The organism is Pseudomonas siliginis (assembly GCF_019145195.1).
In the GTDB taxonomy this organism is placed as follows: Bacteria; Pseudomonadota; Gammaproteobacteria; order Pseudomonadales; family Pseudomonadaceae; genus Aquipseudomonas; species Aquipseudomonas siliginis.
Genome location: NZ_JAHSTW010000007.1, coordinates 239,329 through 262,924, shown reverse-complemented (window position 1 = coordinate 262,924; position 23,596 = coordinate 239,329). Strand labels below are relative to the sequence as shown.

The window sequence follows — 23,596 nt, the reverse complement described above, 5'->3', positions numbered from 1 at the left end:
CAGCAGTGGAAGGTAAGTCGGCGCTTTCCGGTTAGCTTGTAGTACACCTCCTAGGACGATTAAACACATATCGACGGTGCACGCTCAGGACGCCGAATTGCATGACTGAAAGCTTCATGGTCCGGCCTGGTAGTGTGGATAGTCGGTTATCTGGAAGCCGCCATTGAACTGCGCCGAGGTTTTTTCGCAAATATGAATCACCGCATCGATAGCGCCGCGAAAGCAGGGCTCGGTCCAGCCGGCATCCACTGAAAACGACTCGCCAGAAAGATACAGCCCGGAAACACTGGAATATTCGCGGTTGTATTTCATCAGGCTTACAGCGTCGTGGTAGGCGCCGGGGCGGTAAAGCTTGGCGCACCCAAGCGAGTTCTTGTCGGTGATCCAGCGCTGTACGACGGCTTGATTGAGGCCAATGAAAGGCGAGATGCGTTGCCCGATATTGCTGCAGTTCATCAGGATTCGATCCAGTTCTTCGGCACATTTGGCGACCAGCTCCTTGTCGCTGAAACAGCAGAGTTTGGTAGCGTCATCTTCCCAGGTATAACTGAGAAGAATGCAGTCATAGCTGTAGTGATCGTTATAGCGGTAGGTATAAACATCGTGGATAAAACTGTCCGTGACGATCGCTTGGGGGATGGCGGCATTGCCGGACAGGAAGGATTTCTTCAGTGGCGCGAACACTTTGCAGCTGGTTTCCCAATGTGCAGTCTTGTACGCATTGATCGTTTCGAACGGCAGCATTTGTGCAGTGAAGTTTTCAAGCCTGATTCGTGTTTCGATCAACCACGAAGGCAGCGTCATGATCACGGAGTCATAATCGCTGAAATGTTCCTTGGCCTGATGGGGGCGACTTTGCTTCCAGTTGCAGTAGACACGGGTTTTACCGCTGTCGAGCTTTTTCAGCCGAGTGACGGAGCTATCAGTCAGCAAACCTTCGCGGTATTGCAGGCTGTGTTCGTGGAAAGACATCGCTGTTTCATCAGGTTTGATGAACATAAGGCTTTCACTCAGCGCCGCGAGACCTAGGTAGCGCGGGCCTTCGAACTGCAGCCCGGTTGAATCGAAAACCGCATTGCTGCGGATATGCGGTGAGTCAGGCAGAGGATCGCCTTTTTCATCTACCCGACCCAGCACCAGTTGCAAGTGACTGCTGAACCCGAAGATGGCAGTACGCAGAGGGTAGAGTGCACAGCCGTCATAGAATGCGCCCCAGCTGCCGTCACCGATGCCGATGGCATAAAAAATGGCCGATTCCTCTGGCGACATTCCCATCCCGCCAAAATCGCCCGGCGCGTCTTTTTCCCAGCGTTGCAGCACCGGCATGCTCACCAGATCACGGAAGGAAATGGCGTGATACCTGGCGACAATAGCTGCCCACACGGACTCCCATTCCTCGCTCGCATAACTGTCGCAAACGTGCCGGGTCATGCGGTCGGCGAACGCTCTCCATTTTGCATACACCGCTTGTAGCTCCTCGCCGGGAGGGCGGGTCTGACCGTCGGCGTTTTTCCAGATAAGCATTTGCGGTGTAGCCTGCTCTGACAGGCTGCCCTCGCGCAGATAGATGCCGGTTGATTTGACCCATTGGCTGCCGGGATTGGCAAAGTCTGAAAGGGCCAGGTCGAATATCGTCGCGTAGTAGGCCATCAGCGAACGACCTTCCTTCGGCGATTCTCCTTCGCGATTGAATAAAGGCATACGCATCGCACCCATTTCGAACGGGGTATGGCTGGCCTTGGATTGAGGACTGCCGGGAACGGTCAGGTGCCTGCCGCCGATTCGCGAGGACTGTTCGATCAGCGTGATCTGGGTGAAGCCGCAGCGCAGCAATTCTCTCGCTGCCGTCAGGCCTGTGATGCCTGCGCCGATGATGCAGATTCGATGGCTCGAATCAGTCGCTCGGGCGATTCCGCCTGGCTGCTCCAGTAACGCGCGATAGTCAAAACACAGGTCCGGCGGATTGGGGAAACGGGCTTTCCAGTTGTCCTGTGGCGAACGTTTTTTGCGTTTTTCAAGGCCAGGAGTCTGTGAGGGATAGTTGTAGCTGGAGCCGATGGTCACTGTTGATCTTCCCTGATGCGATGTGCTTGGGAAGTAGTCTGGTCGGCGCAGGCACGTCCGAACAGTCGTAAAACACAGCCAGACGCTGTTCTGTTTTCGTTCATTTGTGTCGGACGAATCACAACTTACAAGCCGGTCCCCGTGGAAGGACTACACCCACAGGGACGTCAGTCTGGCGGAAGTTTACGCAGCCTGCTGAAACTGTTGCCGATACTGGTTAGGCGACAGTTCGGTGTGCTGGCGGAACAGTCGCGCGAAGAAGCTCGCATCGTCGTAACCGACCTCATAACTGATGGTCTTGATGCTCTTGCGCGTGCCCGAAAGCAGGCCCTTGGCCGTCTCGATGCGCAGGCGTTGCAAGTAATGCAGCGGCTTGTCGCCGGTGGCGGTCTGGAAGCGGCGCATGAAGTTGCGGATGCTCATGCCGTGCTCGCGGGCGACGTCTTCGAAGCGGAATTTGTCGGCGAAATGTTCTTCGAGCCATTGCTGGATCTGCAGGATGATCACGTCCTGATGCAGCTTCTGCCCACCAAAACCGATACGTCCCGGCGAATAGCTGCGCTGCACTTCATAAAGGATGTCGCGGGCGACGGCTTGCGCCACGTTCGCGCCGCAGAAGCGTTCGATCAGATAGATATAGAGATCGCATGCCGAGGTAGTACCGCCGGCGCAGTAGAGATTATCGGCGTCGGTCAGGTGCTTGTCCTGATTCAGATAGACCTTGGGGAAGCGCTCGGCGAAGGCATTGAAGAAGCGCCAGTAGGTGGTCGCTTCCTTGCCGTTGAGCAGCCCGGCTTCGGCGAGCCAGAACACCCCGGTGGCTTCGCCGCATAACACCGCGCCGCGCGCATGCTGTTCGCGCAGCCACGGCAGGATTTGCGGGTAACGGCCACACAGCGTATCGAAGTCTTCCCAGAACGCCGGGAGGATGATCACATCGGCGTTTTCCAGGCCACCGTCGACCGGCATGACCACGTCGCTGAAGCTTTTTACCGGTTTGCCATCCGGGCTGACCAGGCGCGTTTCGAACGCCGGTGTCAGGCCGTGGCCCAGTTGTTTGCCGTAACGCAGGCTGGCCACATGGAAAAAATCCTTGGCCTGCATGAGGGTGTAAGCGAAAACCCGGTCGATGGCCAGGATGCTGACGCGCCGCAAAGGCGGGGAGACATGCTTAGACATAATTCAACTTTTGTTTTGTTTTTATAAGGGAAAGTGGTCACCAGACGGCTGGATCGTCTTATTTTTTGTCGGATGTGTCCAGTGTCCCGTAGCAGGAGTCGGGCTTAGTCTCTGAGAGCCGTATCCCTCCAACAACAAAGAAAGGTGCCGCATGATCCCCAGAACTCTGTTCAGCTCCGAGCACGAATTGTTCCGCGACAGCGTGCGAACTTTCCTCGAAAAAGAGGCCGTGCCGTATCACGCGCAGTGGGAGAAGCAGGGACACATTGATCGCGCGCTGTGGAACAAGGCGGGGGAGGCGGGGATGCTCTGTTCGCATCTGCCGGAAGAGTACGGCGGGCTCGGCGCGGATTTCCTCTACAGCACCGTGGTGATTGAAGAAGTCGGGCGTCTGGGACTGACCGGCATCGGCTTTTCCCTGCACTCGGACATCGTCGCACCGTACATCCTGCATTACGGCAGCGAGGCGCTGAAACACAAATACCTGCCGAAACTGGTCTCGGGCGAAATGGTTACGGCGATTGCCATGACCGAGCCTGGCGCCGGTTCCGACCTGCAAGGGGTGAAAACCACGGCGGTGCTCGACGGTGACGAATATGTGATCAACGGCTCGAAAACCTTTATCACCAACGGCTTTCTGGCTGACCTGGTCATCGTGGTGGCCAAGACCGACCCGAAGGCCGGGGCCAAGGGCACCAGCCTGTTTCTGGTGGAGGCGAATACGCCGGGCTTCGAGAAGGGCAAGCGCCTGGAGAAGGTCGGCATGAAAGCGCAGGACACCTCCGAACTGTTCTTCCAGGACGTGCGCGTGCCGAAGGAAAACCTTCTCGGGCAGGCGGGGGCCGGGTTTGCCTATCTGATGCAGGAGTTACCGCAAGAGCGTCTGACCGTGGCCATCGGCGGGCTGGCTTCGGCCGAGGCGGCGCTGCAATGGACGCTGGATTACACCCGCGATCGCAAGGCGTTCGGCAAGGCGATTGCCGACTTTCAGAACACCCGCTTCAAACTGGCCGAAATGGCTACCGAGATCCAGATCGGCCGGGTCTTCGTTGACCGCTGCCTGGAGTTGCATCTGCAGGGCAAACTCGATGTGCCGACGGCGGCGATGGCCAAATACTGGGGCACCGACTTGCAATGCAAAGTGCTCGACGAGTGCGTGCAACTGCATGGCGGCTACGGCTTCATGTGGGAATACCCGGTGGCGCGGGCGTGGGCGGATGCGCGGGTGCAGCGGATTTACGCCGGCACCAATGAAATCATGAAGGAGATTATTGCGCGGTCGCTTTGAGTTCTACGCTCTGCGTGGGAATGCCGCCGGGGACGCTCCGCGTTCCGCTGTTAAGGTAATCTGACTGGCCCCTTCGCGAGCAGGCTCGCTTCCACAGGTACAGTATTCCACTGTGGGAGCGAGCCTGCTCGCGAAGCTTTTGGCGGTCAGTTATGGCGCCGGATTCGGATGATCCTTGTGAATCGCCTCAATCCCGGCCAGCACTTCATCGGACAGTTTCAGACCAAAACTGGCAATGTTGCTGTCCAGTTGCTCAAGCGTCGTTGCGCCAATGATGTTGCTGGTGACGAAAGGTTGCTGGGTCACGAAGGCCAGTGCCATTTGCGCCGGGTCCAGACCGTGTTCACGGGCCAGGGCTACGTAACGGCTGCACGCCGCTTCGGATTGCGGGTTGAAATAGCGGCTGAAGCGGCTGTAGAGGCTCAGGCGGCCTTTCGGTGGACGGGCGCCGCCCTCGTACTTGCCGGAGAGGAAACCGAACGCCAGCGGCGAATAGGCGAGCAGGCCGCACTGTTCGCGAATGGCGATCTCGGCCAGGCCGACTTCGAAGCTGCGGTTTAGCAGGTTGTACGGGTTCTGGATCGACACCGCACGCGGCCAGCCACGGGCTTCGGCCAGAGCGAGGAAGCGCATGGTGCCCCACGGCGTCTCGTTGGACAGACCGATGTGGCGGATCTTGCCGGCCTTCACCTGTTCGTCGAGAGCTTCGAGGGTGTCTTCCAGCGGCGTCAGGTTCGCTTCGATCTTGTGCTTGTAGCCCAGCTGTCCGAAAAAGTTGGTGCTGCGTTCCGGCCAGTGCAGTTGGTACAGGTCGATGTAATCGGTCTGCAGGCGCTTGAGGCTGCCGTCCAGCGCCTCGGTGATGTGCTGGCGGTTATGGCGCAGGTTCTTGTCGCGGATGTAATCGATGGTGTTGCCGGGGCCGGCGATCTTGCTGGCGAGGATCCACTCGGCACGGTCACCGCGACTCTTGAAGTAATTGCCGATGTAGCGCTCGGTGGTGGCGTAGGTTTCGGCTTTTGGCGGCACCGGATACATTTCGGCGGTGTCGAGGAAATTGATCCCGGCTTCCTTGGCCCTTTCGATCTGGGCGAAGGCGTCAGCTTCAGTGTTTTGCTCGCCCCAGGTCATGGTGCCGAGGCAGATTGCACTCACGTTCAGGTCGGTACGGCCTAGCTGGCGATAGTCCATCGGGTGCTCCTTGGGCAAAACAATCATAAAAGCAGGTTGAAAAATTTTTCGCAATCTGCATAATTGCCGACCTCTTTCTGCAGTGGAAGTGATGCGCCGCCGCCGAAGAATCTTGCCGTTGAACGGACGCGCCGACCCGAGCCCCCGAAAGCGTCTGTATCCGGCTGCCTTTGACTTGTCAAAGTACGCACTATTCAGTAAGATCCGCCGTCTTATTTACAGGCGGCCCCTGAGGCTATAAAGAATGAAAACTTTTACTGCTAAACCGGAAACAGTAAAGCGCGACTGGTTTGTCGTCGACGCTGCTGGTCAGACCCTGGGTCGTCTGGCCACCGAAATCGCGAGCCGTCTGCGTGGCAAGCACAAGCCTGAGTACACTCCTCACGTTGACACCGGCGACTACATCGTCGTCATCAACGCCGAGCAGATCCGTGTTACCGGCGCTAAAACCACTGACAAAATGTACTACTCCCACTCCGGTTTCCCGGGCGGCATCAAGTCGATCAACTTTGAAAAGCTGATCGCCAAAGCCCCTGAGCGCGTGATCGAGACCGCGGTTAAAGGCATGCTGCCTAAAAACCCACTGGGTCGCGACATGTACCGTAAGCTGAAAGTCTATGCGGGCGCTGCACACCCTCATACTGCTCAGCAGCCCCAAGAACTGAAGATTTAACGGAATAGTTCATTATGTCGGCGACTCAAAATTACGGCACTGGCCGTCGCAAGACCGCAACCGCACGCGTTTTCCTGCGTCCGGGTACTGGTAACATCTCCATCAACAACCGTTCGCTGGATAACTTCTTCGGCCGCGAAACTGCCCGCATGGTAGTTCGTCAGCCGCTGGAGCTGACCGAGACTGTCGAGAAGTTCGACATCTACGTCACCGTGATCGGCGGTGGTGTAAGTGGTCAGGCTGGCGCAATCCGCCACGGCATCACCCGCGCTCTGATGGACTACGACGAAACCCTGCGTAGCGCTCTGCGCAAAGCTGGCTTCGTTACCCGCGACGCCCGTGAAGTTGAACGTAAGAAAGTTGGTCTGCGTAAAGCGCGTAAGCGTCCGCAGTACTCGAAGCGTTAATTTCGCTTCCACGTTCAAAAAAGAACGCCCGCCTCCTCACGGAAGCGGGCGTTTTTTTATGCGTGCGATTTATCAAAGAATTGCGTTGTGACAACTTGCCACAGCCGTAGACCCCCTATACTCCAAGGCTTGAGGGGTTGATCCCCGGGGAATTAACCTTGTCAGAATTGGGGGTTTTCATTACCATTCGGGCAAAATTTTTATAAGTAACATTTGATTTATTTAGTAGACGCCTGATTTAACAGGCCAAAAAAGCTGATGGGAGAGGACTGAATGAGCAATGACGGCGTGAATGCAGGCCGGCGTCGCTTCCTGGTGGCAGCCACATCCGTGGTGGGTGCTGCAGGAGCGGTGGGGGCTGCGGTCCCGTTCGTGGGGTCATGGTTTCCCAGTGCCAAGGCGAAAGCTGCCGGTGCACCGGTGAAAGTGAATGTCAGCAAAATCGAGCCAGGCCAGCAGATGATTGCTGAATGGCGCGGCCAGCCGGTGTTCATTGTCCGCCGTACCGAGGAAATCCTGGGGAATCTCAAGAAGATCGAGGGTCAACTCTCCGATCCGACCTCCAAAAACTCCACGCAACCCACTTATGTCGACCCGGAAGTGCGCTCGATCAAGCCGGAAATTCTCCTGCTGATCGGGATCTGTACGCACCTGGGTTGCTCACCGACCTTCCGTCCCGAAGTGGCACCTGCGGATCTGGGCAAAGACTGGGTAGGCGGCTATTTCTGCCCGTGCCACGGTTCCCACTACGATCTGGCTGGCCGCGTCTACAAGTCGCAACCTGCGCCTTTGAACCTGCCAGTTCCCCCGCATTCCTATGAGACCGATGACCTGATTGTCATTGGCGTCGATACGGAGAAGGCGTGATGAGCAAGTTCATGGATTGGGTTGATGCGCGCTTTCCTGCGACCAAAATGTGGGAAGACCATCTCAGCAAATATTACGCACCAAAAAACTTCAACTTCTTCTATTTCTTCGGCTCGCTGGCACTGCTGGTGCTGGTCAATCAGATCGTCACCGGTGTCTGGCTGACGATGAGCTACACGCCGTCGGCAGAAGAGGCCTTTGCTTCCGTTGAATACATCATGCGCGACGTCGAGTACGGCTCGATCCTGCGTCTGCTGCACTCGACCGGCGCCTCGGCGTTTTTCATCGTCGTCTATCTGCACATGTTCCGCGGTCTGCTCTACGGTTCGTACCAGAAACCGCGCGAGCTGGTCTGGGTGTTCGGCATGCTGATCTACCTGGCGCTGATGGCTGAAGCGTTCATGGGTTACCTGCTGCCGTGGGGCCAGATGTCGTACTGGGGCGCCCAGGTGATCATCTCGCTGTTCGGTGCGATTCCGCTGATCGGCGATGACCTGACCCAGTGGATTCGTGGTGACTACCTGATCTCCGGAATCACCCTGAACCGATTCTTCGCCTTGCACGTTGTCGCGCTGCCGATCGTGATTCTCGGTCTGGTGGTGTTGCACATTCTGGCGCTGCACGAAGTGGGCTCGAACAACCCTGACGGCGTCGATATCAAGAAGCACAAAGACGAAAACGGCATCCCGCTGGACGGCATCGCGTTCCACCCGTACTACACGGTGAAGGACATTGTCGGCGTCGTGGTGTTCCTGTTCATCTTCTGCTTCATTGTGTTCTTCTTCCCGGAAATGGGCGGCTACTTCCTCGAAAAACCAAACTTCGAGCCGGCTAACCCGTTCAAGACGCCTGAGCACATTGCCCCGGTCTGGTACTTCACTCCGTTCTACGCAATCCTGCGTGCGGTGCCGGACAAGCTCATGGGTGTTATCGCCATGGGCGCGGCGATTGCGGTGCTGTTCGTGCTGCCATGGCTGGACCGCAGTCCGGTGAGATCGATGCGCTACAAGGGCTGGATGAGCAAAATCTGGCTGGTGGTGTTCTGCATTTCTTTCGTGATTCTCGGCATCCTCGGCGTTCTTGCGCCGACGCCGGGGCGCACGTTGCTGTCGCAGGTCTGCACCTTCCTGTATTTCGCCTACTTCATTCTGATGCCGTTCTACACCCGGCTCGAGAAGACCAAACCGGTTCCGGAAAGGGTGACTGGCTGATGAAAAAGTTATTTCTTGCTCTGATTTTTACTGCGCTGCCTTCCCTGTCCTTTGCTGCCGGGGGCCATGGTCCGGAACTGGAAAGTGTCGATATCGACGTCTCCGACAAAGCTGCCCTGCAGGATGGCGCGCGGACCTTTGCCAACTATTGCATGGGTTGTCACAGTGCCAAGTTCCAGCGTTACGAGCGCGTCGCCGATGACCTTGGCATCCCGCACGAGCTGATGCTGGAGAAGCTGGTGTTCACCGGTGCCAAGATTGGCGACCACATGAACATCGGCATGCAGCCGGCCGACGCCAAGACCTGGTTCGGCGCAGCGCCGCCGGACCTGACTCTGGTAGCGCGGGTACGCGGCACCGACTGGCTCTACGGTTACCTGAAGTCGTTCTACGAAGACCCGGCGCGTCCATGGGGCGTGAACAACAAGGTCTTCCCGAACGTCGGCATGCCTAACGTGCTGGTCGGCCTGCAGGGTCGTCAGGTCGTCGGCTGCAAACAGGTGCAGATCGTCGAGGACGGCAAGAAGCAATACGATCCGCTGACCGGCACGCCGCTGACCCATGAAGCGTGTGATCAGTTGACCATCGTGCCTAAGTCCGGTGCTCTGAACGAAGAGCAGTTCGATGAGAAGGTCAAGAATCTGGTAACCTTCCTGGCTTACTCGGCTAACCCGGTTAAGCTGCAACATCAGCGCATCGGTACTTATGTCTTGCTGTACCTGGCGTTCTTCTTTGTGTTCGCCTACCTGCTCAAGCGTGAATACTGGAAAGACGTGCACTGATACGCTTCAAGCATTGCTGTTAATCGCGCGCGCCCAAGGGCGCCTCCGCTAAAGCAGGGTCTGCTCAGTCAGACCCTGCGGGAGGTGCCCTCTGGGCGCGCGCGTTTTTCCGGTTCCGACAAATTCAACAAGCGAGGAGGATCGCCATGGGCGTGACCAATCGGTTGGCCTGTTACTCCGACCCCGCCGACCACTATTCCCACCGAGTGCGCATCGTGCTTGCAGAGAAGGGTGTCAGCGCCGAAATCATTTACGTGGAAGCGGGCCGCCAGCCGCCTAAACTGATTGAGGTGAACCCTTACGGCAGTCTGCCGACGCTGGTCGATCGTGACCTGGCGTTGTGGGAGTCGACCGTGGTGATGGAGTATCTGGATGAGCGTTACCCGCATCCGCCGCTGATGCCGGTTTACCCGGTGGCGCGGGCCAACAGTCGTCTGCTGATCCACAGGATTCAGCGTGACTGGTGCGGGTTGGTGGATCTGATTCTGGATCCCAAGAGCAAAGAGGCTGCACGGGTCGTGGCGCGCAAGGAACTGCGCGAAAGCCTGACCGGCGTTTCGCCGCTGTTTGCCGACAAACCGTTCTTCCTCAGTGAGGAACAAAGTCTGGTGGATTGCTGCCTATTACCCATACTCTGGCGTTTGCCGATTCTGGGTATTGAACTGCCGCGGCCGGCCAAGCCGCTGCTTGATTATATGGAGCGTCAGTTTGCGCGTGAGGCTTTCCAGGCGAGTCTGTCTGGTGTCGAACGCGATATGCGCTAAGGCTTAAGGAGCCGCTATGAACTCCAGTCGACCTTATCTGGTCCGCGCGCTCTACGAGTGGATTGTGGATAACGATTGCACCCCGCACATGCTGGTCAACTCCGAGTACCCGGCGGTGCAGGTGCCACAGGGTTTTGCCAGTGACGGCCAGATCGTCCTGAACATCTCGCCGAGTGCCGTGCGTCATCTGCACATGGATAACGACGTGGTGACGTTCGAAGGCCGCTTCGGCGGTGTTCCGCACAGTCTCTACGTGCCGATCAGCGCGATCTTGGGCATTTATGCGCGGGAGAACGGCCAGGGCATGGTGTTTGACCTCGAGTTGCCAATGGACGACGAGGAAGACATCGATCCGGATGACGACTCGCCGCCACCGGGCAGCGAGCCGCCACGTCCGAGTGGTCGGCCAAGCTTGAAGGTTGTGAAATAAAAAAAAGGCGATCCGGATGGATCGCCTTTTTTGTGCCTGACGTTTACGGTCAGTCGATGTATTCGAACAGCTTCACGATCTTCTGCACACCGGACACACCCTGAACCAGATTGGTTGCCTGAGTGGCTTCCTGTTTGGTCAGCAGGCCCAGCAGGTAGACGATGCCATTCTCGGTCACGACTTTGATGCGCGAGCCAGGAATGCTGGCGTCGGTGAGCATCTGGGTCTTGATCTTGGTGGTCAGCCACGCATCGTTCTGGCGCGCGAGCAGGGAGGACGGTTGCAGCACTTGCAGTTCGTTGTGCACTTTCTTCACGCGCTGGACGTTGGCGGCGGCCTGTTCGGCTTTGGCCTTGAGGTCTTCGCGCGGAGTCTGGCCGGCGAGCAGGACGACGCCGTTGAAGCTGGTGATGACGATGTGCGAGTCGTTGTCCAGTGCCGGATCGGCCTTGGCGATGTTCACGCCTGCTTTGGTTTCGATCAGCGAGTCGTCGATCTTGCTGCCGAAGGTGCGCGTGCCACGGTCGTCTTCGATCGGCGCTTCACGGCTGGCGTTCACCACCGAGGTGCAGCCGCTGATGCCGAGGCACAGGGTCAAGGCCAGAAGGCCAAGGCGATTAGGGGTCATTCTTCACTCCCGAACAGTTGGCTGTCGATCAGATCGCAAAGGCAATGGATCGCCAGCAAGTGGACTTCCTGAATACGTGCAGTGACGTTGGCCGGTACGCGAATCTCGACGTCCTCGGGCAACAGCAGCGACGCCATGCCGCCGCCATCGCGTCCGGTCAAAGCTACGACAATCATTTCGCGATCATGTGCGGCCTGGATCGCTTGAATAATGTTCGCCGAGTTGCCGCTGGTCGAAATCGCCAGCAACACATCGCCCGGCTGGCCGAGCGCGCGGATCTGCTTGGAGAACACTTCGTTGTAGCTGTAATCGTTGGCGATCGAAGTGATCGTCGAAGTGTCGGTAGTCAGCGCAATCGCCGGCAGGCTCGGACGCTCGCGCTCGAAGCGGTTGAGCAGCTCCGAAGAAAAATGCTGGGCATCGCCGGCCGAACCACCGTTGCCGCACGAGAGCATTTTGCCTTCGTTGAGCAGGGCGTTGACCATGATCTGGCTGGCTTGCTCGATGTGCGGTGCAAGTACGTCCATCGCCTGTTGCTTGGTGTCGATACTGGCCTGAAATAGCTGGCGAATTCGGGATTGCATGTCCATCTGTGTGACCTTAAGTGGCGCGGCTGTTCGGCACGTGAATGTGCAGCCGGCAAAGCAAAGAGCAAAATGTGTCGGACGAAAACAGGGCAGGGTGCAGGCGATCAACTGTCGAAAGCATTCTGCAACCAGTTCAGCTGATTCGGGTGGCTGTCGATCGCCACCACATCGAAGCGGCAGGGGGAATTGGCCCAACGCGACTCGCGCTGAAGAAAATACTGTGCTGCAAAGATCAGTTTCTGCTGCTTGCGCTCGTCGATACTGGCGAGCGCGCCACCCCATTGAGTGTTTTTTCTGTAGCGAACTTCAACGAATACTACTGTATCGCCATCAAGCATGACCAGATCAAGCTCGCCGCGTTTGCATAACCAGTTCTGCGCCAGCAGGCGCAGGCCTTGTTGTTGCAGATGTTCGAGCGCCTGGCGCTCGGCATCCTTGCCGCTTTGCGAGCGTGACCTGTCGGGCATCAGCGCGGGGTGTCCGGCAGACGCTGCACCTGACCGCTGACGAACTGTGCCCACGGCAACTGGCGCACAACGCGCTGGGTCTGGGTCATGCCGAGGCTGCCCGACTGACCTTCGATGCGGCTGTCCGGCAGGGCCTTGAGTTGGCCCAGGCGCGGTGCCAGGCGATAGGCGTCGGCGCCCATGGCGTACAGGCGACCGAGGCTGCCATTGGCTTGCGGCCATTGCGCAGCCACTTGCTGGCGCAGCGGATCGCTGGTTTCCAGCAGCCATGGGGTTTCGCAGAAGCGAATGCCGTTCATGTCGTTGTACTGATTGACGTCGCCGCTGGCGCTGTACACGTGGGAAGTCGCGTAGACCGGCACGTCACCGGCGTACTGGAAGTTCAGGGTCGGCTTGATCTGCTGGGCCTGTTGCGGCGTGGCGGCCAAGAAGATGAATTCGATGTCCTGGCGACGCGAAGGCTGCGCGGCGACATTGGTGCCGGCAACATTCTGCAGGCTCTTGGCGCGGGCTTCGCTCTGGCGCAGCTGGAACATGTCGGCAATCTGCTGGGCCAGTTGCACCGGCTGATCGACACGCTCGGTGGCAACGATACTGCCGCCATTGGCTTGCCAGTCCTGGCTGAAGGCACGCAGGACGCGATCGCCCCATTCGCCCTTCGGCACCATGATCGCGGCGCGATGCAGGCCGTCGGCACGGGCGCGACGGGAAACTTCGCGAGCTTCGTCTTCAGCCGCCAGACCGAACTGGAACAACTGCGCCGGGCCTTGCTCGCCTTCGCTGTAGTTCAGCGCCAGGGTGGTGATTGGCAGTTGCGGGCGAGTGCTCAGTTGCTTGACCAGTGGTTTTTCCAGCGGGCCGACTACCAGTTGCACGCCGTCAGCCTGAGCCTTGCGATAGAACTCGTCCATCGAAGTCAGCTTCGAGCTGTCGTAGAACTCGATGGCAGGTGGGTTCTGGCCGGCCTGTTGCGCCTGATAATGCGCGGCCATGAAGCCTTCACGCAGCGCTTTGCCGACCGACGCCAACTGGCCGTCCTGTGGCAGCAGCAGGGCGATTTTGCTCAGTGGCTGGCTAGCCAGTTCCTTGAGTTTGGTCAATGGCAGCGGCAGGTTGACAGCCGCCGGGTGCTTTGGATTCTGCGCACGCCAGTTGTCGATTGCGGCTTGTTGCTGTTCCAGCGTGCCTGCGGTTTTCACCGCTTGCGCCAGAGCCATCCAACCGCCGAGATCGTCGGTGTTGTTCGGTTGCAATTGATCGGTTGGCAGCGACGCGATCAGGGTCCAGATCGCTTCGTGGTTCTTGCTCGCCGCTTCGCCTTCCAGCATCGGTGCGATGAACACACGCTCACGGGCAGCGGCCAGCGTCTGGCCGTCGGCTTCAAGGGCGCGGGCGTGAACGGTGCCGGTGCGCACTTGCTGCGCTTCTGGCATTTCCCCGAGCTTCTGGAAGCTCGGATGGCTCAGGGCGGTCAGCGCAGCTTTTGGCTGATTGCGCGTCATGGCCAGTTCGGCGGACAGCGTATTGGCGAAAATCTGCTGGCCTGGCTTGAGTTGCTCCACCGGCACTTGTTGCAGGATTTGCGCGGACTGGCCGGCATTGCCTTGGCGGTAGGCCTGGTCCGCCGCGCTCAGGCGCAGCAGGGCGGCTTGTTCCGGGGTTTTAGCCTGCGCAGCCTGTTCGAGCAGTTGCTCGATGCTGGCGTCCGGAGTCCGTGGAAGTTCGCCAAGGCTGGAGGAAGGGGAGCTGGCACACGCGGCCAACAAGGCAGCGAGGCAGAGGGCAGTGAACAGCCGCAGGCAAGCGATCATGTAAGTGTTCCTGATACTCGATCAAATTAGCGTGGAATTGTACCCAAGCACTGGCCGGGGCGCGATGTTACTGGCGTGAATCGGTCAATTTAGCTGGAGTAAATGTTGCGCAAGCGCACAACCGGGCGAAAAACCGCACTCGGCCGGAGCGCATTGCAAGCCTCATGACGCGCTACAATGGCCGCTTTTACCGATCACGAGGTGTGCGCTTTGACTGCTCCAGGTCCTTTGAATTCCGCTGCTGGCTCGCTTTATGTGGTGGCGACGCCCATCGGCAACCTGGACGACATCAGCGCCCGGGCCTTGAAAATCCTCCGTGAAGTGGCATTGATTGCAGCGGAAGACACGCGGCATTCGGCGCGCCTGATGCAGCACTTCGGCATCGGCACGCCCTTGGCCGCATGTCACGAACACAACGAACGGGATGAGGGTAGCCGCTTTATTACCCGGTTGTTGGCGGGCGACAACGTCGCGCTGATCTCCGATGCCGGCACGCCGCTGATTTCCGATCCGGGTTATCACCTGGTGCGTCAGGCCCGTGCGGCCGGCATCAACGTAGTGCCCGTGCCGGGTGCCTGTGCGTTGATCGCAGCGCTGTCGGCGGCGGGCTTGCCGTCCGACCGTTTTATCTTCGAAGGCTTTCTGCCGGCCAAGTCGGTCGGACGCAAGGCGCGTCTGGAAGCGGTTAAAGAAGAGCCGCGCACATTGATTTTCTATGAAGCGCCGCATCGCATTCTCGAATGCCTGCAGGATATGGAAGCGGTGTTTGGCGGCGAGCGTCAGGCTCTGCTGGCGCGGGAAATCACCAAGACCTTCGAAACCCTCAAAGGCCTGCCGCTCAGCGAACTGCGTGCGTTCGTCGAGTCCGACAGCAATCAGCAGCGCGGCGAGTGCGTGGTTCTGGTGGCCGGCTGGACGGCGCCGGAGTCGGAGGACGCGGTCAGCAGCGAAGCCATGCGCATCCTCGATTTGCTTCTGGAGGAAATGCCGCTCAAGCGCGCCGCCGCACTGGCAGCGCAAATCACTGGCGAGCGTAAAAACGTGCTGTATCAGGTGGCGCTGGATAAACAGAAAGGCGTGTAAGCCGTCGCCCATGGCGTTCCTGAGGGTTTTAGCGCTTGTTCTTCCGGCGCTCTGCCGTTAACCTTCGCGGCGGAGAGTCGATCGGACAGTCGCTGCCCTCTATGAAAATTAGGGGGGGGAGGAAAGTCCGGGCTCCATAGGGCGAAGTGCCAGGTAATGCCTGGGAGGCGTGAGCCTACGGAAAGTGCCACAGAAAATAACCGCCTAAGCGCGCAAGCGCCGGTAAGGGTGAAAAGGTGCGGTAAGAGCGCACCGCACGTCTGGCAACAGTTCGTGGCTAGGTAAACCCCACTTGGAGCAAGACCAAATAGGGTCCCAAGGCGTGGCCCGCGCTGGGACCGGGTAGGTTGCTAAAGATGTCCAGTGATGGCCATCGTAGACGAATGACTGTTCAAGACAGAACCCGGCTTACAGATCGACTCTCCACCTTTTTCTTTCCCTGCTTGAAACAAAGAAGACGCGGCTGTGTAATATCAGCCGGCCTGGTCTGAAATTCCGGCAGCGGCAAACGCGGTAATAGCCTTTTCCCACCCTGCTTCAATCAACAGCCGAAGCGCCTTTGTAATACCGAAAAAATCTTACTCTTAACAAACTACTTTAACTTTCGAGCGCAGCTTTCAGTGCTGCATCAAGTTATTGGTCGAAACTTCACGTCAGATTCTCGTTAAGCCTCCTTTTACGTCGCTAAATCTCCGTTCTGTAAGGCTTTTCCTTTAATCCGCGCCTTGACGGTGTGGTGGGCGCATTCCTATAGTGTGCGCAAGTGGCGGAAAGTGGCATGAAGTGGGTTTTTTGAGCTCAAAACGATAAAAATTGGAGAAACGCTGACGTGTTTCGCGGAGCTAACGCTATCAGTCTCGATGCAAAGGGCCGTCTCGCCATGCCGAGCCGGTACCGTGACGAGCTCGATTCGCGCAGTTCCGGCCAATTGATCGTGACCATTGATGCCGTTGATCCGTGCCTGTGTGTCTATCCGCTCGATGAGTGGGAAATTATTGAAACCAAGTTGCGCGCACTCCCTTCGCTTCGCGAAGAGAACCGTCGCCTGCAACGTTTATTGATTGGTAATGCCGTCGACCTCGAACTCGATGGCAGTGGTCGTTTCCTGGTTCCGCCGCGTCTGCGCGAATACGCCAAGCTCGATAAACGCGCGATGCTGGTCGGCCAACTGAACAAGTTCCAATTGTGGGACGAGGATGCATGGAATGCGGTATCTGCCGCTGACCTTGCTGCTATTCAACAACCGGGCGCGATGCCTGATGAACTGCGTGATTTGATCCTGTGACTATTGATAGCGGCTTTAACCACATCACCGTACTGCTTGACGAAGCCGTTGAGGCTCTCGCCGTACGTCCTGATGGCTGCTATCTGGACGGCACGTTCGGGCGCGGCGGGCACAGCCGGTTGATCCTCAGCCAGCTCGGGCCGGACGGTCGACTCATCGGATTCGACAAGGATCCTCAAGCGATTGCCACCGGGCAAACGCTAGCGGCCGAAGACGGCCGCTTTGTCGTTGTGCAGCGCAGCTTTGCCGAGCTCGGTTCGGTAGTTGCCGAGCAAGGCCTGACCGGCAAGGTCAGCGGCATTCTGCTCGACCTCGGCGTGTCGTCGCCGCAGCTCGATGACGCCGAGCGCGGCTTCAGTTTCCTCAATGACGGGCCGCTGGACATGCGCATGGACCCGTCCCGTGGCATCAGCGCTGCCGAATTCGTCAACACCGCGCCAGTGGAAGAAATCGCCCGGGTGTTCAAGGAATACGGCGAAGAACGTTTCTCCGGGCGTATGGCCCGTGCGGTCGCCGAGCGTCGTGACATCAAGCCGTTCGAGCGCACCGCCGATCTGGCCGAAGTGCTGAAAGTCGCCAACCCGGCGTGGGAAAAGGGCAAGAACCCGGCCACCCGCGCGTTCCAGGGTTTGCGCATTCACGTCAATAACGAACTCGGCGATCTGGAAGCCGGCCTCGACGCCGCGCTGGAAGCGCTGGAAGTTGGCGGCCGTCTGGTGGTCATCAGCTTCCACTCGCTGGAAGACCGCATCGTCAAACTTTTCATGCGCAAGCTGGTGAAAGGTGAGGCCGACAATTTGCCGCGCAACCTGCCGGTTCGCCACGTCGCCTTCGAACCGAAAATCAAAATCCACGGCAAAGCGCAGACGGCCTCCGACGCCGAACTCAAAGCCAACCCACGTTCCCGTAGCGCCGTCATGCGTGTCGCGGAGAAGTTGCGGTGAGCAAGCTTTTCGCCAAACCACTGCCCGGCGGCAGCTTTCTGATGCTGCTGCTGTTTATCGGCGTGCTGTTTTCGGCCATTGCCGTGTCGTACAGCGCGCACTGGAACCGGCAATTGCTCAACACGCTTTATAACGAACTCAGCGTGCGCGACAAGGCGCAGGCCGAGTGGGGACGCTTGATTCTCGAGCAGAGCACCTGGACCGCGCACAGCCGCATCGAAGTGCTGGCCACCGAACAACTGAAGATGCACATCCCTGGCGCGGCCGACGTGAAGATGGTGGCGCCATGATGAAACTCGAAGGCGCAATGTTCCCATGGCGCTTCCGCCTGATGGTGGCGCTGCTCGGTCTGATGGTCGCAGCGATCTGCTGGCGCATCATCGACCTGCAAGTGGTCGACCGTGACTTCCTCAAAGGGCAGGGCGATGCGCGCAGCCTTCGGCACATTCCAATTCCGGCGCACCGTGGCCTGATCACCGACCGTAACGGCGAGCCTCTGGCGGTCAGTACGCCGGTGACCACGCTGTGGGCCAACGCCAAGGAAATGCAGTCGGCCAAAGAGAAGTGGCCGGCACTCGCCGCCGCGTTGGGCCAGAACCCGAAAGCCCTGAGCGAACGCCTCGAAGCCCAGGCCAACAAAGAATTCATTTATCTGGTGCGCGGGTTGACCCCCGAGCAGGGCCAGGCTGTGCTCGACCTGAAAGTGCCGGGCGTCTATGGCATCGAAGAGTTTCGCCGCTTCTACCCGGCCGGTGAAGTCACCGCGCACATGGTCGGCTTTACCGATATCGACGATCACGGTCGTGAAGGCGTCGAGCTGGCCTATGACGAATGGCTGGCCGGGGTACCGGGCAAACGACAAGTCATCAAGGATCGCCGTGGCCGGCTGATCAAGGATGTTCAGGTCACCAAAAACGCCAAGGCCGGCAAGCCCTTGGCGTTGTCGATTGACCTGCGTCTGCAATACCTGGCCAACCGCGAACTGCGCAACGCGATCATCGAGAACGGCGCCAAGGCCGGCAGTCTGGTGATCATGGACGTGAAGACCGGCGAGATTCTGGCCATGGTCAACCAGCCGACCTACAACCCGAACAACCGTCGCAACCTGCAACCGGCGATGATGCGCAACCGCGCCATGATCGACGTATTCGAGCCGGGTTCGACCATGAAAGCCATTTCCATGAGCGCGGCGATCGAAACCGGCCGCTGGAAACCGAGCGACACCGTCGAGGTGTATCCGGGCTCGTTGCAGATCGGCAAATACACCATTAAAGACGTGTCGAAGACCGAAGGGCCAGTGCTCGATCTGACCGGCATCCTGATCAATTCCAGTAACGTCGGCATGAGTAAGGTCGCCTTCGATATCGGCGGCGAAACCATTTTCCGTCTCGCGCAGAAAGTCGGCCTCGGTCAGGACACCGGCCTGGGCTTCCCCGGCGAACGTGTCGGCAATCTGCCCAACTACCGCGAATGGCGCAAGGCTGAAACTGCAACCTTGTCTTACGGCTACGGCATTTCCGTGACCGCGATCCAGTTGGTGCATGCGTTCTCGGCACTGGCCAACAACGGCCGACTCGCGCCGCTGACCCTGATCAAAACCGACAAGATGCCGCAGACCACCCAAGTGCTGCCGGAAGCCGTGGCGAAAACCATGCAGGGCATGTTGCAGCAGGTAATCGAAGCGCCGCGCGGCGTGTTCCGTGCGCAGGTGCCGGCTTATCACGTCGGCGGCAAGTCGGGTACCGCGCGCAAGACCTCGGTCGGCACCAAGGGCTACGCGGAAAACTCCTACCGTTCGCTGTTCGCCGGCTTCGGCCCGATGAGCGATCCGCGTTACGCGATTGTTGTGGTGATCGATGAACCGACCAAGGCCGGTTACTTCGGTGGTCTGGTGTCGGCGCCGGTGTTCAGCCGTGTGATGTCCGGCACCCTGCGCCTGATGAACGTGACCCCGGACAACCTGCCGACCACCCAACAGGCCAATGCCACCCCGGTCGTTCCGCTGAAAGCCAATGGAGGGCGCGGCTGATGTCATTAAGTCTGAACAAGATATTTCCCCACGCCGGCCACGATCTGTTGATCCGTGAACTGGCGCTGGACAGCCGCAACGTGCGCGCCGGCGATCTGTTTCTCGCCGTGCCCGGCGGCCGTTTCGATGGCCGTGCGCACATCGCCGATGCCTTGCAACGCGGCGCAGCTGCCGTGGCGTATGAGGTCGAAGGTGCCACCGTATTGCCGATCACTGACGTGCCGCTGATTCCGGTCAAAGGTCTGGCGGCGCAGCTGTCGGACATCGCCGGGCGTTTTTACGGTGAGCCGAGTCATCACCTGAACCTGATCGGTGTCACCGGCACCAATGGCAAGACCAGCGTGACCCAATTGGTCGCGCAGGCGCTGGATCTGCTCGGCCAGCATTGCGGCATCGTCGGTACGCTGGGTTCCGGTTTCTACGGCGCGCTGGAAAGCGGCCTGCACACCACGCCGAATCCGATTGCCGTGCAAGCGACCCTGGGTGACCTGAAAAAGGCCGGCGCGAAAGCCGTGGCCATGGAAGTGTCGTCCCACGGTCTGGATCAGGGCCGGGTCACCGCGCTGGCGTTCGATGTGGCGGTGATGACCAACCTGTCCCGCGATCATCTGGATTATCACGGCACCATGCAGGCGTACGCCGAGGCCAAGGCCCGGCTGTTCGCCTGGAATGACCTGAAGTGCCGCGTGGTCAACCTCGACGACGATTTCGGCCGGCAACTGGCGGCGGAAAAGCGCGAGTCGCGTTTGATCACCTACAGCCTGCTCGACAGCAGTGCCTACCTGTTCTGCCGCGAAGCGCAGTTCGACGACCATGGTGTACGCGCCACGCTGGTCACGCCGCAGGGCGAGCATCACCTGCGCAGTACGCTGCTTGGTCGTTTCAACCTGAGTAACGTGTTGGCCGCGGTCGGCGCCTTGCTCGGTCTGGATTACGCCCTCGACGAAATTCTCAAAGTGCTGCCGAAGCTCGAAGGCCCGGCCGGGCGCATGCAGCGTCTGGGCGGCGGCACGCAGCCGCTGGTGGTGGTCGATTACGCCCACACCCCGGATGCGCTGGAAAAAGTTCTCACAGCACTGCGCCCGCACGTTAAAGGCCAACTGCGGTGCCTGTTCGGCTGCGGCGGGGATCGCGATCGCGGCAAACGTCCGTTGATGGCCGAAGTGGTCGAGCGTCTCGCCGACCAGGTGCTGGTCACCGACGACAACCCGCGCACCGAAGATCCTGCTGTGATTTTCGACGACATCCGCGCCGGTTTCACCGCTGTGGATAAAGTCACTTTCGTCGCTGGTCGCGGCCAGGCCATTGCGCAATTGATTGCCGGCGCGACCGCTGACGACGTGATTGTTCTCGCCGGCAAAGGTCACGAGGACTATCAGGAAATCAACGGCGTGCGCCATGCGTTTTCCGATCTGGTCGAGGCTGATCATGCTCTGACCGCGTGGGAGGTGGCCCATGCTTAAGGCCCTGAGCCTCAGCGAACTGACCAATGTACTCGAGGCCCGCCTGATTGGCGCTGATGCCAGTTTCGACGGCGTCAGTATCGACAGTCGTGCAATCCAGCCCGGCCAGTTGTTCATCGCCCTGACCGGCCCGCGTTTCGACGGTCATGACTACCTGAACGACGTCGCCGGCAAAGGCGCGGTCGCGGCACTGGTCGAGCGCGAAGTCGCCGACAGCGCGCTGCCGCAATTGCTGGTCAAGGACACCCGTCAGGCCCTCGGCCAACTCGGCGCGTTGAACCGTGCTGCGTTCACCCAGCCAGTAGCGGCGGTGACCGGTTCCAGTGGCAAGACCACGGTCAAGGAAATGCTCGCGAGCATCCTGCGCACGCGCGGTCCGGTGCTGGCGACCCGTGGCAACCTGAACAACGACCTCGGCGTACCGCTGACCCTGATCGAGCTGGCGCCGGAACACACCTCGGCTGTCATCGAACTGGGCGCTTCACGTCTGGGCGAGATCGCTTACACCGTCGGCCTGACCAAGCCGCACGTGGCGATCCTGAACAACGCCGGCACCGCTCACGTCGGTGAGTTCGGCGGTCCGGAAAAAATCGTCGAAGCCAAAGGCGAAATCATCGAGGGTCTGGCCGCCGATGGCATCGCCGTGCTCAACCTCGATGACAAGGCCTTCGGTATCTGGAAGACCCGCGCTGCCGGTCGTCAGGTGCTGACCTTCGCCCTGAGCAACAGCGAAGCGAATTTCCACGCCAGCGATCTGGCCACCGATGCCCGTGGTTGCCCGGCGTTCAACCTGCACACGCCTGAAGGTAGCGAGCGCGTGCAACTGAACCTGCTCGGTACTCATAACGTCGCCAATGCCCTGGCCGCCGCCGCTGCTGCTCACGCCTTGGGCGTGTCGCTGTTCGGCATCGCCACCGGCCTCGGCGCGGTGCAACCGGTCAAGGGGCGCACCGTCGCGCAACTGGCGAAAAACGGCATGCGCGTGATCGATGATACGTACAACGCAAACCCCACCTCGATGTGCGCGGCCGTTGATATACTCGCCGGCTTTTCCGGCCGCACCGTCCTGGTGCTCGGGGATATCGGCGAGTTGGGCGACTGGGCGGAGCAGGGGCACCGCGACGTGGGCGAGTACGCCCGAGGCAAGGTTTCCGCGCTTTACGCGGTCGGGCCGAACATGGTCCACGCGGTAAACGCTTTCGGTGAGCAGGCGCAGCACTTCGGCACACAGGCCGAGCTGATCCAGGCCCTCGCCGCCGAGCAGGACACAAACACCACCATTTTGATCAAGGGTTCGCGCAGCGCAGCGATGGAAAACATCGTTGCGGCTCTGTGCGGGTCCAGTCTGGAGAAACATTAATGCTGCTGCTGCTAGCGGAGTATCTGCAACAGTTCTACAAAGGCTTCGCGGTCTTCCAGTACCTGACCCTGCGCGGGATTCTCGGTGTGCTGACCGCGCTGGTCTTGTCGCTGTGCTATGGCCCGTGGATGATCCGTACTCTGCAGAACCGTCAGATCGGCCAATCGGTACGTAACGACGGCCCGCAATCGCACCTGTCCAAATCCGGTACGCCGACCATGGGTGGCGCGCTGATTCTGTCGTCGATCGGCGTCAGCACTCTGCTCTGGGCTGACCTGAGCAACCGCTACGTCTGGGTGGTGCTGCTGGTGACCCTGCTGTTCGGCGCCATCGGCTGGGTCGACGATTACCGCAAAGTCATCGAGAAAAACTCCCGTGGCCTGCCGAGCCGCTGGAAGTATTTCTGGCAGTCGGTGTTCGGCCTCGGCGCAGCGATCTTCCTTTATATGACTGCCGCCACGCCGGTGGAAACCACGCTGATTCTGCCGATGCTCAAGGACTACAGCATTCCGCTGGGCGCCGGTTTCATCGTGCTGACCTACTTCGTGATTGTCGGTTCGAGCAACGCGGTCAACCTGACTGACGGCCTCGACGGCCTGGCGATCATGCCGACGGTGATGGTCGGCGGTGGCCTGGGGATTTTCTGCTACCTGTCGGGTAATGTGAAATTCGCCGAATACCTGCTGATTCCTTACGTGCCGGGCGCAGGCGAGCTGATTGTGTTCTGCGGCGCGCTGATCGGTGCCGGCCTCGGTTTCCTCTGGTTCAACACTTATCCAGCGCAAGTGTTCATGGGCGACGTCGGTGCCCTGGCACTTGGCGCAGCACTGGGCACCATCGCCGTGATCGTCCGTCAGGAAATCGTCCTGTTCATCATGGGCGGCGTGTTCGTGATGGAAACCCTGTCAGTGGTCATTCAGGTTGCCTCCTTTAAGCTGACCGGTCGCCGCGTGTTCCGCATGGCGCCGATTCACCACCACTTTGAACTCAAGGGCTGGCCCGAGCCGCGCGTGATCGTCCGTTTCTGGATCATCACGGTGATTCTTGTCCTGGTCGGCCTTGCCACCCTGAAGCTGAGGTAGA

The 23,596-nt window shown here is 59.4% G+C and carries 23 protein-coding genes and 1 other RNA gene; 17 read left to right on the top strand and 7 right to left on the bottom strand.

Annotation, left to right across the window (positions count from 1 at the left end):
• Nucleotides 1-114: 114 nt before the first annotated feature.
• A complete protein-coding gene (locus KVG87_RS15885) occupies nt 115-2,064 on the bottom strand; it encodes a flavin monoamine oxidase family protein (protein ID WP_217851482.1) in 1,950 nt (649 codons plus the stop codon).
• Between the two features lie 183 nt (nt 2,065-2,247).
• On the bottom strand, nt 2,248-3,144 hold the full coding sequence (locus KVG87_RS15880) for a GlxA family transcriptional regulator (protein WP_217851575.1): 897 nt from the start codon (nt 3,142-3,144) through the stop codon (nt 2,248-2,250).
• Nucleotides 3,145-3,394: 250 nt separating this feature from the next.
• Between KVG87_RS15880 and KVG87_RS15875 the strand changes: the two genes are divergently transcribed.
• Nucleotides 3,395-4,531, top strand: a complete 1,137-nt coding sequence (locus KVG87_RS15875) for an acyl-CoA dehydrogenase family protein (RefSeq protein WP_024014254.1) — start codon at nt 3,395-3,397, stop codon at nt 4,529-4,531.
• 150 nt (nt 4,532-4,681) lie between these two features.
• On the opposite strand, the gene KVG87_RS15870 is transcribed toward KVG87_RS15875, so the two are convergent.
• On the bottom strand, nt 4,682-5,722 hold the full coding sequence (locus tag KVG87_RS15870; protein WP_217851480.1) for an NADP(H)-dependent aldo-keto reductase: 1,041 nt from the start codon (nt 5,720-5,722) through the stop codon (nt 4,682-4,684).
• Nucleotides 5,723-5,966: 244 nt separating this feature from the next.
• On the opposite strand from KVG87_RS15870, the gene rplM reads away from it, so the two are divergent.
• From rplM to KVG87_RS15835, 7 genes are all read left to right on the top strand, one after another.
• On the top strand, nt 5,967-6,395 hold the full coding sequence (rplM, locus tag KVG87_RS15865; protein WP_003228062.1) for a 50S ribosomal protein L13: 429 nt from the start codon (nt 5,967-5,969) through the stop codon (nt 6,393-6,395).
• 14 nt (nt 6,396-6,409) lie between these two features.
• A complete protein-coding gene (gene rpsI, locus KVG87_RS15860) occupies nt 6,410-6,802 on the top strand; it encodes a 30S ribosomal protein S9 (protein ID WP_003228056.1) in 393 nt (130 codons plus the stop codon).
• 273 nt (nt 6,803-7,075) lie between these two features.
• Entirely contained in the window at nt 7,076-7,669 is a 594-nt protein-coding gene (petA, locus tag KVG87_RS15855; protein ID WP_007917031.1) for a ubiquinol-cytochrome c reductase iron-sulfur subunit, read from the top strand.
• Nucleotides 7,669-8,880 (top strand): cytochrome b, encoded by a 1,212-nt coding sequence (locus tag KVG87_RS15850; protein ID WP_016773261.1) that lies wholly within the window; start codon nt 7,669-7,671, stop codon nt 8,878-8,880. Before petA ends, KVG87_RS15850 begins: the two co-directional genes overlap by 1 nt.
• Nucleotides 8,880-9,662: a cytochrome c1 gene (locus KVG87_RS15845; protein ID WP_076564076.1), complete on the top strand. Its 783-nt coding sequence runs from the start codon at nt 8,880-8,882 to the stop codon at nt 9,660-9,662. The genes KVG87_RS15850 and KVG87_RS15845 overlap by 1 nt, the downstream gene beginning before the upstream one ends.
• A 146-nt stretch (nt 9,663-9,808) precedes the next feature.
• Nucleotides 9,809-10,426 (top strand): glutathione S-transferase N-terminal domain-containing protein, encoded by a 618-nt coding sequence (locus KVG87_RS15840; RefSeq protein WP_007961620.1) that lies wholly within the window; start codon nt 9,809-9,811, stop codon nt 10,424-10,426.
• A gap of 16 nt (nt 10,427-10,442) precedes the next feature.
• Nucleotides 10,443-10,856, top strand: a complete 414-nt coding sequence (locus tag KVG87_RS15835; protein ID WP_016773263.1) for a ClpXP protease specificity-enhancing factor — start codon at nt 10,443-10,445, stop codon at nt 10,854-10,856.
• A gap of 49 nt (nt 10,857-10,905) precedes the next feature.
• Here KVG87_RS15835 and KVG87_RS15830 read toward each other — a convergent pair whose 3' ends face one another.
• The 4 genes from KVG87_RS15830 to KVG87_RS15815 form a co-directional block, all read right to left on the bottom strand.
• A complete protein-coding gene (locus KVG87_RS15830) occupies nt 10,906-11,484 on the bottom strand; it encodes a BON domain-containing protein (protein WP_024014250.1) in 579 nt (192 codons plus the stop codon).
• Nucleotides 11,481-12,074, bottom strand: a complete 594-nt coding sequence (locus KVG87_RS15825; protein WP_008082788.1) for a phosphoheptose isomerase — start codon at nt 12,072-12,074, stop codon at nt 11,481-11,483. Before KVG87_RS15825 ends, KVG87_RS15830 begins: the two co-directional genes overlap by 4 nt.
• Nucleotides 12,075-12,175: 101 nt before the next feature.
• A complete protein-coding gene (locus KVG87_RS15820) occupies nt 12,176-12,538 on the bottom strand; it encodes a YraN family protein (RefSeq protein WP_016773265.1) in 363 nt (120 codons plus the stop codon).
• Entirely contained in the window at nt 12,538-14,349 is a 1,812-nt protein-coding gene (locus KVG87_RS15815; protein WP_217851478.1) for a penicillin-binding protein activator, read from the bottom strand. The genes KVG87_RS15820 and KVG87_RS15815 overlap by 1 nt, the downstream gene beginning before the upstream one ends.
• 177 nt (nt 14,350-14,526) lie before the next feature.
• Here KVG87_RS15815 and rsmI point away from each other — a divergent pair, with 177 nt between their 5' ends.
• From rsmI to mraY, 9 genes are all read left to right on the top strand, one after another.
• Complete coding sequence (gene rsmI, locus KVG87_RS15810; RefSeq protein WP_016773267.1) at nt 14,527-15,432, top strand: 16S rRNA (cytidine(1402)-2'-O)-methyltransferase; 906 nt, start codon at nt 14,527-14,529, stop codon at nt 15,430-15,432.
• A gap of 73 nt (nt 15,433-15,505) precedes the next feature.
• Nucleotides 15,506-15,859, top strand: an RNA gene (rnpB, locus tag KVG87_RS15805) — RNase P RNA component class A.
• 402 nt (nt 15,860-16,261) lie between these two features.
• Nucleotides 16,262-16,717 carry a division/cell wall cluster transcriptional repressor MraZ gene (mraZ, locus tag KVG87_RS15800; protein WP_007917012.1) on the top strand — a complete coding sequence of 152 codons (456 nt, stop codon included), beginning with the start codon at nt 16,262-16,264 and terminating at the stop codon, nt 16,715-16,717.
• Nucleotides 16,714-17,661, top strand: coding sequence for a 16S rRNA (cytosine(1402)-N(4))-methyltransferase RsmH (gene rsmH, locus KVG87_RS15795; RefSeq protein ID WP_024014247.1), 948 nt, complete (start codon nt 16,714-16,716; stop codon nt 17,659-17,661). The genes mraZ and rsmH overlap by 4 nt, the downstream gene beginning before the upstream one ends.
• Nucleotides 17,658-17,951 carry a cell division protein FtsL gene (gene ftsL / locus KVG87_RS15790; protein WP_016773269.1) on the top strand — a complete coding sequence of 98 codons (294 nt, stop codon included), beginning with the start codon at nt 17,658-17,660 and terminating at the stop codon, nt 17,949-17,951. The genes rsmH and ftsL overlap by 4 nt, the downstream gene beginning before the upstream one ends.
• Complete coding sequence (locus KVG87_RS15785; RefSeq protein WP_172834036.1) at nt 17,951-19,690, top strand: peptidoglycan D,D-transpeptidase FtsI family protein; 1,740 nt, start codon at nt 17,951-17,953, stop codon at nt 19,688-19,690. Before ftsL ends, KVG87_RS15785 begins: the two co-directional genes overlap by 1 nt.
• The gene (locus KVG87_RS15780) at nt 19,690-21,153 is read left to right on the top strand and encodes a UDP-N-acetylmuramoyl-L-alanyl-D-glutamate--2,6-diaminopimelate ligase (protein WP_217851475.1); all 1,464 of its coding nucleotides are present in this window, start codon (nt 19,690-19,692) and stop codon (nt 21,151-21,153) included. The genes KVG87_RS15785 and KVG87_RS15780 overlap by 1 nt, the downstream gene beginning before the upstream one ends.
• Complete coding sequence (locus KVG87_RS15775; protein ID WP_217851473.1) at nt 21,146-22,513, top strand: UDP-N-acetylmuramoyl-tripeptide--D-alanyl-D-alanine ligase; 1,368 nt, start codon at nt 21,146-21,148, stop codon at nt 22,511-22,513. Before KVG87_RS15780 ends, KVG87_RS15775 begins: the two co-directional genes overlap by 8 nt.
• Entirely contained in the window at nt 22,513-23,595 is a 1,083-nt protein-coding gene (gene mraY, locus KVG87_RS15770) for a phospho-N-acetylmuramoyl-pentapeptide-transferase (RefSeq protein ID WP_016773275.1), read from the top strand. The genes KVG87_RS15775 and mraY overlap by 1 nt, the downstream gene beginning before the upstream one ends.
• The last annotated feature ends 1 nt before the right edge of the window (nt 23,596 follow it).

Coding starts and splice junctions, on each gene's coding strand:
- KVG87_RS15875 (WP_024014254.1), top strand. CDS start 3,395: ATGATCCCCAGAACTCTGTTCAGCTCCGAGCACGAATTGTTCCGCGAC.
- KVG87_RS15870 (WP_217851480.1), bottom strand. CDS start 5,722: ATGGACTATCGCCAGCTAGGCCGTACCGACCTGAACGTGAGTGCAATC.
- rplM (WP_003228062.1), top strand. CDS start 5,967: ATGAAAACTTTTACTGCTAAACCGGAAACAGTAAAGCGCGACTGGTTT.
- rpsI (WP_003228056.1), top strand. CDS start 6,410: ATGTCGGCGACTCAAAATTACGGCACTGGCCGTCGCAAGACCGCAACC.
- petA (WP_007917031.1), top strand. CDS start 7,076: ATGAGCAATGACGGCGTGAATGCAGGCCGGCGTCGCTTCCTGGTGGCA.
- KVG87_RS15850 (WP_016773261.1), top strand. CDS start 7,669: ATGAGCAAGTTCATGGATTGGGTTGATGCGCGCTTTCCTGCGACCAAA.
- KVG87_RS15845 (WP_076564076.1), top strand. CDS start 8,880: ATGAAAAAGTTATTTCTTGCTCTGATTTTTACTGCGCTGCCTTCCCTG.
- KVG87_RS15840 (WP_007961620.1), top strand. CDS start 9,809: ATGGGCGTGACCAATCGGTTGGCCTGTTACTCCGACCCCGCCGACCAC.
- KVG87_RS15835 (WP_016773263.1), top strand. CDS start 10,443: ATGAACTCCAGTCGACCTTATCTGGTCCGCGCGCTCTACGAGTGGATT.
- KVG87_RS15830 (WP_024014250.1), bottom strand. CDS start 11,484: ATGACCCCTAATCGCCTTGGCCTTCTGGCCTTGACCCTGTGCCTCGGC.
- KVG87_RS15825 (WP_008082788.1), bottom strand. CDS start 12,074: ATGGACATGCAATCCCGAATTCGCCAGCTATTTCAGGCCAGTATCGAC.
- KVG87_RS15820 (WP_016773265.1), bottom strand. CDS start 12,538: ATGCCCGACAGGTCACGCTCGCAAAGCGGCAAGGATGCCGAGCGCCAG.
- KVG87_RS15815 (WP_217851478.1), bottom strand. CDS start 14,349: ATGATCGCTTGCCTGCGGCTGTTCACTGCCCTCTGCCTCGCTGCCTTG.
- rsmI (WP_016773267.1), top strand. CDS start 14,527: ATGGCCGCTTTTACCGATCACGAGGTGTGCGCTTTGACTGCTCCAGGT.
- KVG87_RS15785 (WP_172834036.1), top strand. CDS start 17,951: ATGAAACTCGAAGGCGCAATGTTCCCATGGCGCTTCCGCCTGATGGTG.
- KVG87_RS15780 (WP_217851475.1), top strand. CDS start 19,690: ATGTCATTAAGTCTGAACAAGATATTTCCCCACGCCGGCCACGATCTG.
- KVG87_RS15775 (WP_217851473.1), top strand. CDS start 21,146: ATGCTTAAGGCCCTGAGCCTCAGCGAACTGACCAATGTACTCGAGGCC.
- mraY (WP_016773275.1), top strand. CDS start 22,513: ATGCTGCTGCTGCTAGCGGAGTATCTGCAACAGTTCTACAAAGGCTTC.